Genomic DNA, 12,581 nt, shown 5'->3' with positions numbered 1-12,581 from the left:
AGATGAACAAAAGATGACCATTCTTTGCACAAAAGAAAAGTAAGTATTGGATCGTCTTGCTGACCAACAGCATAAAGTGTCGGTTACCAAAACAAAGCAATTGAGCAAAAACCTACTTTTAATCCTTACCCGTAACCCCGAACTTGGTAAATGCAAAACCCGATTGGCCGCCAAAGTGGGAGACCAAGCAGCTTTGGACATTTATAACTTTCTATTGGACAAGACCGTGTCGTTTACCAAAAATTTGAAAGTTGAAAAATGGGTCTATTATTCAGAAACCATTTGGATGGATGATATTTGGGACAACAAGGTCTACAAAAAGAAACTTCAGGTCGGGAACGATTTAGGCGAACGGATGATGAACGCTTTCGATGAAGGATTCAAGGCGGGTTTTGAGAACATCATCATTATAGGCAGCGATATGTTTCACCTTGACCAAACTGATTTGGAAGCAGCTTTCTCAAAACTAATGGACCACGACTTTGTTGTGGGGCCCGCAGAAGATGGCGGATACTATCTTTTGGGGATGAAATCCCTGAAACCCAAATTGTTCCAAAACAAAGATTGGGGCACAAATACTGTACTTGCTGATACATTATCCGACATAAAAGATGAAAAGTTTGTGCTTTTAGATGAGAAGAATGATGTGGATTACTACGAAGACATTAAAGACATTGAGGCCTTTGCGCCATTTTTAAAACATATGGAAGAATGACAAAAATACAGATAGCAGAATCCGTTGAATACTTAAAAAAACGAGGTTTTGAAACACCAGAAATTGGTATAGTTCTAGGTACGGGATTAGGACAATTGGTAGACAACATAAAAAACCCCATTGAGGCCCATTACAATCATATTCCGCATTTCCCATTGGCAACCGTGGAATTCCATACGGGCAAATTGATCTATGGTACCATCGAGGGCAAAAAAGTCATCGTAATGCAAGGACGTTTTCACTTGTATGAAGGTTACGATTTTATCGATATAACCTACCCCATACGCGTAATGCACCAATTGGGCATCAAACAATTGTTCGTGTCCAATGCTGCGGGAGCCATCAACCTTGACTTTAAAAAAGGGGACATCATGCTGATCGAAGATCACATTAACCTTCAAGGGGGTTCGCCTTTGGCATTTAAAAATGTATCCGAGTTCGGCGACCGATTTGTGGATATGAGTGAGCCCTACGACCCAGAAATGCGCAAAAAAGTGGAATCCATCGCCGCTCGTGAAAACATTTCCTTGAAAAAGGGAGTATATGCCTCCGTGGTGGGTCCACAACTGGAAACCAAGGCAGAATACCGAATGCTCAAGATCATGGGTGCCGATGCTGTGGGAATGAGCACCGTACCCGAAGTAATTGTTGCGAATCATTTACGACTACCCATTGTAGCGGTATCGGTATTGACCGATGAATGCGACCCCGACAACCTGCAACCTGTCGAAGTCCAAGAAATTTTGAAGATTGCAGGGCAAACGGAACCCAAGATGATTAAACTATTCAAAGAACTGATCAAAGAATTATGAGCTATTTAGACGCCACCCAAGACCTGTACAAACAAGCTGCCCTAACACCCGATGTCGGGCTTTGCTGCACCACCAACCCCATTTGGCAGTTCCCAGGATTGTCCATTCCCAAGATCATGCAAGAGATGAACTACGGCTGCGGAAGCACGGTTTCCGCACAAGATCTGGTGAACGATCCAAAAATTCTATATGTTGGTGTAGGGGGCGGAATGGAACTATTGCAATTCTCTTATTTTTCCAGACAAAAAGGTGGAGTCGTGGGTGTGGATTCCGTGAACGAAATGTTGGAAGCTTCCCGAAAAAACTTCAAAATAGCCGAAGAAGAAAACGATTGGTTCCAGAGCGAATACGTGAATTTGGTTAAGGGAGATGCCCTAAATCTACCCGTTGCCGATGAAAGTATCGACGTGGCAGCACAGAATTGCCTTTTCAATATTTTTAAGATTGATGATCTTAAAAAAGCCGTTTCCGAAATGTACCGCGTTTTAAAGCCCCACGGAAGATTGGTGATGAGCGATCCTATTTGCGAACAACCCATGAGCGACGAGCTGTGCAACGATGACCGCTTGAGGGCACAGTGTCTGAGCGGTAGCATTCCTTTGAAGGAATATGTTAAAGTACTGACCGATGCTGGTTTTGGCACCATAGAAATCAGAGGTAAGCGATCGTACAGGGTGTTATCGCCGAACCATTATCCCACAAAAGAACTTATTCATATAGAATCCATTGAAATAGCGGCCATTAAAGATCCCATGCCAGAAGATGGTCCCTGTGTTTTTACAGGCAAAACGGCCATTTATTTTGGCAACGAGGCGTATTTCGATGATAAAAAGGGTCATGTGCTACAGCAAAACCAACCTTTGGCGGTGTGCGATAAAACAGCGGCAGCTTTGGCCAATGCTTCGAATGAAATTTATATTAGTGAGAGCACCTACCACTACAATGGTGGCGGATGTTGCTAATACTTTATTTGGCAAGAGCTTCTTTCGAAGATTCATAATCCAGTAGAATCCCCTCGGAAATCCATTTGGCCAGTGCCTGTCGGTTATCTGGGTCCAGAATCCTACGTTGGTCCTTTTTGTTTCTGATGTTGCCTATTTCGATGTAAGCCATGGCCGGAAGCGTGTTTTTAACTACGTACAAACTGCTTCTTTCCATAAAGGTACCGTTGTAAAATCGGTTGGGCTGGAATTTTTTGTACTTCCTCAAAAATGTCTGGTGAATGCTTTCCGCAAGCCTTTTTCCGTTGGTACTCTTTTCGTGATGGTAGAAAAATACATCGATATTGGTACCCTCGCCCCTACTATCCACGTGTGTGACCAAAAGACGTTGATATTTACCTGAATTCTTAGCATACAAATCGTTCACAGCTTTGGTACGTTGCTTCAAACGCTCCAATTGGTCTAGCGGGATAGGCTGTGATTGAACGGTTTCGTCCGTATCCAGTTCAAGGATTCTTTTGTCCCTAATTCCATCATTATCATCTTGGACAATAATATGTACTTCCGACCCGTGGGATATCAGCTCGCGGGCCAATCTTAGGGTCACATCATAGGCGTACTCATCCTCTGCAATCAATTTACCGTTATGCTTTTCAATGGCCCCTGGGTCTGGCCCACCGTGTCCCGAAATCAAGTAGTAAACAGTATTGCTCAAACGGGAACTAACCTTGTCGACCTTTTTAAAGTCCTCCCCAAAAATGGAATAGGTGATGCCCTCTTCAACTACTTCCACCGTTTTTGTCTCCAAAGTATCGGGCAGCATATAATGCCTGCCCAGAATTAAGGATTCATCCTCGCCCAAATCCTCTGCATTTAGTTTCACAAAGTTGTTGTAGTGTTTTGTTGGGCTCACCCCGTGTCGGCGCAGCAACGAATAAATACCATCACCTTCTTGGGCCATGACTTTGGGAAATTCTTCTTGGGCCCATAGTGTGGACTGAAATATAAACAAAACGCCCAGCAATGGCGTAAACCAATTAAGTCTCATTTAATTCTCAAATTCTAAATCAACATAATCATTAATAATGCCATTACTAATTAGATCGGCAAATTCTTTTTTGTTTGGTTTGAGTGATATCTTGCTTTTTGATGTCCGACTCGTGTTCTCTATCGTCATTATACTGATGGCAGGAAGAATGTTTGTAGCCAAATATAAGCTGTTTTTGTCCTCAAAAACCAAACTAGATTCATCAATGGTTGTACTGGAAACGTTGTTCTCCTTAAACACATTCTGTATATTCTCTGCAAAACGCTGGCCTTGGACACTTTTATCATAATGGTACACAGCCACTGCCATGTTACCGGTCTCGATTACATTTTCAGCCCGAATCAACAAAACACGTTGGTATTTTCCAGTATTCTTTATGTATCTTTTATTGATGACCTGTACATAGTCCCCAAAAGTATTGTCTACCGAAATTCCTTCGTCTTCAGAGTCACGCATCAAGTCATCACCCATGACATACACATGGGCTCCATTCAACATCAATTCTCCTGCAATACGTTGTGTAACATCGTTCACAAAACCATTCTCCGTTCCAGAGCTATTCTCAGCAATAAGATAGTATACAGCATCTTTCAACTTATCACTTTTGAGTGACATCTGAGCCAGTTCCTTGTCAAAAATTGGGGCTTCTGAGTCTTTTACAGTCTCGACCAATACCCCGGTTTTCTTTAAGGAATCATCTGCATAAGGAACCCTGTACGCTTCACCCAGTTTGAGGGCAGTGCCTTCCGTTATTTTATCAGAATTCAATTCCAAAAACTCCCCGTAGTATTTTGCTGGGTCAAGACCTTGCTTACGTAATAGGGAAAAAATACCATCGCCCTGCTCGGCAACCACATTGTAATAGGTGCTTTCCTGTCCCAACATAAATGTACAGGCCCATACCCAAAAAAGAAGGGATAATTTAAGTTTCATTACTGTATGTTTTTGGGTGGGATGTATTGCAAATATGGGGAAAAAACATATAGCATGGGTACGAATTAGTCCAAAATTTCCGACAAACCTTTACTTGTTCCTAAAGACTCGATTTTTTGATTTGGGTGTACTGCCTTCTAATGATGGATTCCGCTGGTTTATTTTGGGGCGTAAAACGATTGTCCGAATGTCCACCAACTTTATCATGCTGCATAAACCATTTCCAGACAAATCCCCCCGCAAACCAATCCTCATTCCAAAATTCATCAAAGATTACCTGCGTAGCATCAGCTTGCGCCTTGAGGTTCACATCCATTTGGTTACGATCGACCAACCAAGGTTTTTTGCCCGTAAAATCCATGCTTCGGTATCCAAACTCTGTAAAAAGAATAGGTTTATCTTCCTGTTTGGCAAGTTCCCGCATTTTGGTCTTCCAGGGTTGCCAACCTTCCGTTAGCGTTTCTATCGTAGGGTTTTCGCGTTCGCAAAGCGGAAAATAGGCGTTCACACCAATAAAATCCAGTTCCGACCAAAAGGGTGTTTTTGCATACTCGTCCCAGTTGGCGGCATAGGTAATCTTACCCGTGTACACTGCTCTTACCTTTTTAATAAGATCGTTCCAGAACTCTGGCCGTTCGTTTACAAAGGTTTTTAGCTCAGTTCCTATACAAAATATGTCGCTTTGGGTTTCTTCGGCCATCTCGGCATAAAGCAGAATGAATGCTTCGTAGAATGCTTCCAGTTTTTCCCAATCTTCTTCTGAAGGCATTTTCATGTTACCAGTAAATTGACCATCAAAAATCCAAATTTGGGGTTTCACCATCACGCTTACCCCATTTTGATGCAACTTTTCTATGTACTGCTTAGCTCCTTCCCTGCGCTCTCCATACCATTGCCTATCCGTATTAAAAATCAGTTCGGGGGAATCCAAATCCCTAATGAATCCAAACGGCATCACGGCGGCATAATTGGCGCCCACATTGATAACGGGGTCGATATGGTGTTGGGCGACTTCCTCCCTCGAGGAAACAAAACTGACACCATTGACTTTATCAAACTTGTTAGTTGCACAAGAGGCAAAAACAAGCACACATAAATAAATCAGCTTTTTCATAATGATTGTGAGCGCTTTAAAAATAATCATTTTAAAACATCATCCGACCGCCAAATTCTTATTAAATTTCATCTTTCTGTTAAGTTTTTACGATAAACCTCGACACATAGAACAATCAAACCCAACCCATGGAACACATTGTCATTATTGGAAATGGAATTGCAGGTGTAACCGCTGCAAGGCACATTCGAAAGCTTTCCGACAAAAAAATCACCATTGTTTCCGCAGAATCCGAGTACTTTTTCTCCCGAACAGCTTTGATGTATGTGTATATGGGCCATATGAAGTTTGAGCATACCCAACCCTACGAGAACCACTTCTGGAAAAAGAACCGAATAGATTTGGTAAATGCATACGTGACCAAGGTCAACACCCAAGAAAAATTGCTTCATCTTGATGGTGCACCAGACCTCAACTACGATAAATTGATTATTGCCACAGGGTCAAAACCCAACAAATTTGGATGGCCAGGACAGGATTTGGACGGCGTTCAAGGGCTTTATTCCAAACAAGACCTGGAACTGCTGGAAGACAACGCGCCCAACAACACCGTTTGCAAACGGGCAGTGATCATTGGTGGTGGACTTATTGGCATCGAATTGGCCGAAATGCTCCGAACCCGCGATATTCCAGTAACGTTTTTAGTTCGTGAAAACAGTTTTTGGAACAGTGTTTTGCCTTCTGGCGAATCAGAAATGATCAACGAACATATCCGCGACCACCATATTGATTTGCGCTTGGGTGCTTCACTCAAGCAAATCAATTCTGATGAAAATGGAGGGGTAAAATCCGTGACACTGGCCGAAACTGGGGAAGAAATTGAATGTGACTTGGTAGGATTGACCGCAGGTGTTACCCCAAATATTGATTTTTTGAAAAACTCGGATATAGAATTAGGTAGAGGAGTAAAGGTAAATCGGTTTTTGGAGACCAATGTTGAAAACGTATACGCCATTGGCGATTGTGCGGAACAGCACGAAGCCATTGGAAATCGACGCCCCATTGAAGCTGTTTGGTACACGGGCCGTATGATGGGCGAAACCTTGGCCCAGACCATTTGTGGCAATCGAATGGAATATAATCCAGGCCATTGGTTCAACTCCGCCAAATTTCTGGACATTGAGTACCAAACCTATGGTTGGGTGTTCCCAGAGAGAAAGAAAAAAGAAAACGAGACCCATTTCCATTGGAGACATCCCAAAGAAAAACTCTGCATTACCCTTGCGTTTGATAAGGATTCTGAAACCGTGTTGGGCATCAACACCTTTGGCATTCGTTTGCGGCACGAAGTTTTTGATAGATGGCTCAGTGAAAAAAGAACCATTGATTATGTAATGGAGCATCTAAGAGACGCCAATTTTGATCCTGAGTTTTATAAGAATTTTGAATCACAGATCGTGTCCAAATACAATTCCGATTTGGGAAAATCCATCAACCTGAAAAAGAAAAACCTAAAACGCATCTTCCAACTGAATTGATTGGTTGATGGTTCAGGGTTAATGGTTTATTAAAGAGTTTAAATTGTACGAAAAACTGGAGAGGTCATCTCCGATTGGAAAATATCTGAATAAAGAAACAATGAACAGTCAAACCTATCATAAAAGTATGGCCCTGACAGGCGAACCACCAAAAAGTTTGAGCATAAGTCAAAAACTCGCTGTTCTTTTGGGATTATCTGGGCTGGGCATTCTGCTTTTGGCCGTTTTCAATGTCAATTTTCCGAACAAGACCTTATGGTTGACCTTGTCTCTTTTGGCCATCACCGTCGGGATTGTTTGGTTTTCCTGGGATGCCTATTCCAAAAAAATCCCTGGGATCAAAAATGATGGTGTTTGGTTCAAGTCGATTTCCAGCCGCGGTTTATGGGGATGGGTGGCAGGTTTGTCCCTGACAGGTTTCTACATTGTACTTTATTTTTATCCTGAATACCTCGGTCTGGTGAACGGTGGCGACAACAAAGGTGTTATTGGTCTATTTGACCCGCTCAGTAAATTTTTGAGCGGTAACCTCGCCAGTCAGTGGTTTGTTTACGGCACACTTTATACGGTGGCCATTTTGGCCTTTGGCATCAAGTTTCTTTGGAAATACCGCCATAACCGATACGAAAGATTGCGCACTTGGAGCGTCATGTTCTTTCAAACCGCTTTTGCGTTCATCATCCCAGAATTGATGGCCCGTTTGAACGGCGATAAAATTTTGGACGGGGGAAGTTTGCCTTATTACGACCTCAAAAATATTTGGCCGCTCAACTATTATAATTTTGAAGGCTATCGCATCAAAGCCTTTCTAAGTTCGGGCGAGATAGGGTTTGCCCTTTTGATCTTTGGCATCCTTTCCATTTTTGTGATTACCCCTATCCTAACCTATAAATATGGGAAGCGATGGTACTGCTCTTGGGTCTGCGGTTGCGGGGGACTGGCGGAAACCGCTGGGGACTCATTCAGGCAGTTGAGCGATAAATCCACATTTGCATGGAAAGTGGAACGCTGGGTGGTGCACAGCGTCGTAGTTTTTGTGACTTTGATGACAACCGCGGTCATTTATTCCTATTTGGGAACGGATACCAGTAAATATTGGCTGACCAAAAGCACTTTCTTAATTGGTGTAGCCGTCTTACTTACTTTAGTTTTTGGTTGGGCCATGATTTTTAAAAGAGACCAACTCCAGAAAGATGCGCAGTACGGAGCCATCGGTTATTTTGTGATTATTATAGCACTGATCGGGTTTCATTTTTTTAGCGGAGACGGGCAAATTTTTCTTTTTAAATCCGAAACACTTCGTAAATCGTATTCTTTCTTGATCGGAAGCATTTTTTCTGGAGTCATCGGAACAGGGTTCTACCCCATCTTTGGGAGCAGGGTGTGGTGCCGCTTCGGTTGCCCCATGGCCGCCATTTTAGGGTTTCAGCAGAAATTGTTTTCCAGGTTCAGAATTACCACCAATGGGGGGCAATGTATTTCTTGCGGCAACTGTTCGGTATACTGCGAAATGGGCATCGATGTACGGGCCTACGCCCAGAAAGGAGAGAACATCGTTCGGTCGAGCTGCGTGGGGTGCGGAATTTGCTCAGCAGTTTGTCCAAGGGGCGTCCTTAAACTGGAAAACGGTCCGTTGGAGGGTAGAATAGACAGCAACCAAGTATTATTGGGTAACGATGTGGACCTGATGACATTGGTGAACAAAAAATAGATTTCCCTTCTTTTTGAAGATTTTCAATCAAATATCCTTGGAAAATTTTAGTTTTGGCGAGCTCTAACACTAACCAAAACAACATCGGACCAATGGTGGATATCAAGGTCATCATCCCAGCGATCAACGAAGGAGATTCCATTGGTTTGGTGGTCTCGGAAATTCCCGACCATGTATCCGAAATTGTGGTCGTGGACAACGGCTCCGAAGACGATACCGTAGCCAATGCAGAAAAAGCTGGCGCCACTGTAATCGCGGAAAACCGCAAGGGCTATGGGTTCGCCTGTTTAAGAGGATTAAATTACATATCCGAACGATCTAAAACACCCGACATCATCGTATTTATCGACGGAGATTATTCAGATTATCCAGAGGAATTGGATAAGATTGTCGCCCCAATTTTGGAAAATGACATCGATTTTGTGGTGGGAGCGCGAAAAAAATCACTTCGCGAACCTGGTTCCATGACCCCACAGCAGGTTTTTGGGAACCAATTGGCCACATTTTTAATGAGATTGTTTTTTAGGTCAAAATTTACGGATCTGGGACCTTTTAGGGCGATAAAATATGAAAAGCTCAAAGAATTAAGAATGCAGGACACCACTTATGGCTGGACAGTGGAAATGCAATTGAAAATTTTGAGAAAAAAAATGTCATATATCGAAGTACCAGTGCGTTACAAACGAAGAATTGGGGTGTCAAAAGTATCAGGTACGGTAAAAGGTACTATATTTGCTGGCATAAAAATATTAGGTTGGATCTTTAAATACAGTTTAAAATAATGGGACTTGCTATCGCTTACATCATCATTGCTATTTACAGTACAGCCTTAATTTTGATATTCTTTTATAGTCTGGCTCAATTGAATCTACTGGTCAATTATCTGGGCTATAAAAAACGAAACGAGGAAGCTCCAAAATTCAACCTTCTCGACCCCAAAGAAATTCCATTCGTTACCATTCAGCTTCCCATTTACAACGAGGAATATGTGATGGAGCGTTTGTTGGAAAACATTGCCAAGATAGAATACCCAAAAAGTAAACTGGAAATCCAAGTGCTGGACGACTCAACGGACGATTCCGTAGTGGAAACTGCCAGAAGGATCGAGGAACTCCAAGAAACTGGATTGGACATTAAGCATATCCGTAGGGAAAACAGACAAGGCTATAAAGCAGGTGCCCTTAAAGAAGGACTGGAAATTGCCAAAGGTGATTTTATCGCCATTTTTGATGCCGATTTCCTTCCAGAAGCCGATTGGCTCAAAAAAACAGTTCCCTATTTCAAGGATGAGGAAATCGGTGTGGTACAGACCCGTTGGGGACACATCAACAGGGATTACTCCACTTTGACCCGTATACAGGCCTTTGCCTTGGATGCCCACTTTACCTTGGAACAAGTTGGAAGAAACTCCAAAGGACACTTTATCAACTTTAACGGTACCGCAGGTATCTGGAGAAAAGAATGCATCTTCGATGCGGGCAACTGGGAGGGCGACACCCTTACCGAAGACCTCGATTTGAGCTACCGTGCCCAATTGAAAAACTGGAAGTTCAAGTATTTGGAAGATGTGGAAACTCCCGCAGAGCTTCCCGTAGTAATCAGCGCCGCGCGTTCACAACAGTTCCGTTGGAACAAAGGTGGTGCGGAAAACTTCAGAAAAACGGTATTGAGCGTAATTACCGCCAAAAACATTCCGTTCAAAACTAAGTTCCACGGGGTAATGCACCTCTTGAACAGTTCTATGTTCCTTTGCGTGTTCACCGTGGCCTTGTTGAGCATTCCCATGCTTTATATCAAAAATACCTACGGCCATTTGGGATGGGTATTTGAAGTGACAAGCTTTTTCATTTTGAGTACCATTATCCTTTTTGTATGCTATTGGTTTACGTACAAAAGTATTCAGGGCAGTAGTTTCGACAATTTCGTGGATTACATCAAACTGTTCTTTACCTTTTTCTCAGTGGCATTGGGCTTTTCTTTGCACAATACCGTCGCAGTTTTGGAAGGACATTTGGGCAAGCGAAGTGAATTTGTAAGAACTCCAAAGTTCAATATCAACAGTATTAAGGATACCTGGAAAGGCAACAAATATTTAACCGATAAATTGTCGCCCAACATGATCTTGGAGTTTGCCTTGATGATTTATTTCCTCTTTGGAATGTACAGCGCCATACCGTTGAACGACTACGGATTGTTCCCGTTCCACTTAATGTTGTTCCTAGGTTTTGGATTTGTATTCTTTAAATCCTTAACTTCCAAGGCATAAACAAACACCATGCAATCTTATTGGCGACTGCACAGATACCCGATACTATTTGCTGTCGCTTGTATTCTGTTCTACTGGAGCTTTGCATACAACTTGGTCCGTACGGACTTCATTAAGTTGTTCATGCTCTATGGGGCACTTTTTTATCTTACTTCCAAAATTATCCAGTTCGAAAAATGGAACTTTAAGTTCCTATTGGTCGTTGGGATACTTTTTCGGTTGATGTTTTTGATTGCCGAGCCCAATCTTTCACAGGATTTCTATCGGTTTATTTGGGATGGAGAACTCATCAAAAACGGCTTCAATCCGTATTTGTACACACCCGACCAAATTATGGAGCAGGGCACGGTATCATTCCCTAGCATGAAGGAACTGCACGAGGGAATGACCGACCTCAATGCACGTCACTACAGCAACTATCCGCCAATCAACCAAGTCCTTTTTGCCATTGCGTCAATTTTGGGAGGAGGAAGTGTTCTGGGTTCCACCATTGCCATGCGATTGATAGTGATTCTTGCCGATTTAGGTGTGCTCTATTTTGGAAGAAAGCTTTTACAGCACCTGAACAAGGCCAACCATTTGGCATTTTGGTACTTTTTGAATCCATTGATCATTATCGAACTTACGGGCAACCTGCATTTTGAGGGTGTAATGCTCTTTTTCTTTGTTTGGGCCCTGTATCTAATCTCAAAAAACAAGTGGTTATGGTCAACCCCGATATATGCCATTTCCATCATGGTAAAGTTAATGCCCCTGATGTTCCTGCCACTTTTTGTAAAATACTTCGGGCTAAAAAAGAGTGTTGTTTTTTACGCTTTGATACTATTGGGGTGCGGGGCTTTGCTGTTTCCTTTTTATTCCTCCGTATTTATCGATAATTATTCGGATACCGTTGGGCTATGGTTCACCAATTTTGAGTTCAATACCAGCATATACAATGTCGTTAAGAAGATTGCAGTCACTTATTATGAAGCCAAACCCTGGGAATTGATAGACTCCTATGGTTCAGTAATACAAAAAGTGGTGATCGTTATCATTTTGTTGCTTGCTTTCCTTCGGAAAAACCAAAAACTGGAAAGCGTCATCACATCCATGATGCTTGCATTGGCCTGCTATTATTTCCTCTCCAGCACCGTGCATCCTTGGTATGTGGTGTTTCTTTTGGGCATTGCCATGTTTACCGATTACAGGTTCCCATTCGTGTGGTCCTTCGCCGTTGTTCTGAGTTACTATGCATATTCCAATCCCGATTACAAAGAAAATCTTTGGTTATTGGCCATTGAATACATTTTGGTAATTGGGTTTTTTATTTATGAAATAATAGGAAGTGGGCCGAAAAAGTTATATTTCCTCAAAAAGTGACCTCAACTTTAGTACAATTCGAATTAATTTGTACTTTAGCTTCAGAATGAAAGGACACCAGTACATACCATTTACTTTGAGCATCACTGCTCCTATCAGTCCATTTACTCCCCGTCGTCGTCGCCCGTAAGGGTGCATTATATCAATTGGAAATAGGTGAGTCCATTTCCGCAGAACGACCAAATCTATTTTTTTAATTTT

Annotated in this window: 11 protein-coding genes; 8 read left to right on the top strand and 3 right to left on the bottom strand. The window is 42.4% G+C overall.

Going from position 1 to position 12,581, the window contains the following annotated elements:
* The first annotated feature begins 100 nt into the window (after positions 1–100).
* Genes J0656_RS14890 through arsM form a run of 3 tightly spaced genes read left to right on the top strand, consistent with a single transcriptional unit; the run spans position 101 to position 2,489 of the window.
* Entirely contained in the window at positions 101–715 is a 615-nt protein-coding gene (locus tag J0656_RS14890; protein WP_207035288.1) for a TIGR04282 family arsenosugar biosynthesis glycosyltransferase, read from the top strand.
* Positions 712–1,527 carry a purine-nucleoside phosphorylase gene (locus tag J0656_RS14885; protein WP_207035286.1) on the top strand — a complete coding sequence of 272 codons (816 nt, stop codon included), beginning with the start codon at positions 712–714 and terminating at the stop codon, positions 1,525–1,527. The genes J0656_RS14890 and J0656_RS14885 overlap by 4 nt, the downstream gene beginning before the upstream one ends.
* Complete coding sequence (gene arsM, locus J0656_RS14880; RefSeq protein WP_207035284.1) at positions 1,524–2,489, top strand: arsenosugar biosynthesis arsenite methyltransferase ArsM; 966 nt, start codon at positions 1,524–1,526, stop codon at positions 2,487–2,489. Before J0656_RS14885 ends, arsM begins: the two co-directional genes overlap by 4 nt.
* A gap of 4 nt (positions 2,490–2,493) precedes the next feature.
* Here arsM and J0656_RS14875 read toward each other — a convergent pair whose 3' ends face one another.
* The 3 genes from J0656_RS14875 to J0656_RS14865 all read right to left on the bottom strand — a co-directional run bounded on the left by J0656_RS14875 (position 2,494) and on the right by J0656_RS14865 (position 5,563).
* Positions 2,494–3,516: an N-acetylmuramoyl-L-alanine amidase family protein gene (locus J0656_RS14875; protein ID WP_207035282.1), complete on the bottom strand. Its 1,023-nt coding sequence runs from the start codon at positions 3,514–3,516 to the stop codon at positions 2,494–2,496.
* Entirely contained in the window at positions 3,517–4,449 is a 933-nt protein-coding gene (locus J0656_RS14870) for an N-acetylmuramoyl-L-alanine amidase (RefSeq protein WP_207035280.1), read from the bottom strand.
* A gap of 100 nt (positions 4,450–4,549) precedes the next feature.
* Positions 4,550–5,563 carry a glycoside hydrolase family 113 gene (locus tag J0656_RS14865; protein ID WP_207035278.1) on the bottom strand — a complete coding sequence of 338 codons (1,014 nt, stop codon included), beginning with the start codon at positions 5,561–5,563 and terminating at the stop codon, positions 4,550–4,552.
* A gap of 128 nt (positions 5,564–5,691) precedes the next feature.
* On the opposite strand from J0656_RS14865, the gene J0656_RS14860 reads away from it, so the two are divergent.
* The 5 genes from J0656_RS14860 to J0656_RS14840 all read left to right on the top strand — a co-directional run bounded on the left by J0656_RS14860 (position 5,692) and on the right by J0656_RS14840 (position 12,380).
* Positions 5,692–7,041: an NAD(P)/FAD-dependent oxidoreductase gene (locus tag J0656_RS14860; protein WP_207035276.1), complete on the top strand. Its 1,350-nt coding sequence runs from the start codon at positions 5,692–5,694 to the stop codon at positions 7,039–7,041.
* A gap of 100 nt (positions 7,042–7,141) precedes the next feature.
* On the top strand, positions 7,142–8,752 hold the full coding sequence (locus J0656_RS14855; protein WP_207035274.1) for a 4Fe-4S binding protein: 1,611 nt from the start codon (positions 7,142–7,144) through the stop codon (positions 8,750–8,752).
* 92 nt (positions 8,753–8,844) lie between these two features.
* Positions 8,845–9,534, top strand: coding sequence for a glycosyltransferase family 2 protein (locus J0656_RS14850; protein WP_207035273.1), 690 nt, complete (start codon positions 8,845–8,847; stop codon positions 9,532–9,534).
* Complete coding sequence (locus J0656_RS14845) at positions 9,534–11,018, top strand: cellulose synthase family protein (RefSeq protein WP_207035271.1); 1,485 nt, start codon at positions 9,534–9,536, stop codon at positions 11,016–11,018. The genes J0656_RS14850 and J0656_RS14845 overlap by 1 nt, the downstream gene beginning before the upstream one ends.
* Positions 11,019–11,027: 9 nt before the next feature.
* Positions 11,028–12,380: an MptA/MptB family glycosyltransferase gene (locus J0656_RS14840; RefSeq protein WP_207035269.1), complete on the top strand. Its 1,353-nt coding sequence runs from the start codon at positions 11,028–11,030 to the stop codon at positions 12,378–12,380.
* The last annotated feature ends 201 nt before the right edge of the window (positions 12,381–12,581 follow it).

It is taken from the genome of Flagellimonas aurea, assembly GCF_017313785.1.
Taxonomy (GTDB): domain Bacteria; phylum Bacteroidota; class Bacteroidia; order Flavobacteriales; family Flavobacteriaceae; genus Flagellimonas; species Flagellimonas aurea.
Note: the sequence above shows the minus strand (reverse complement) of the source record. Positions and strands in the feature narration are given on the sequence as shown.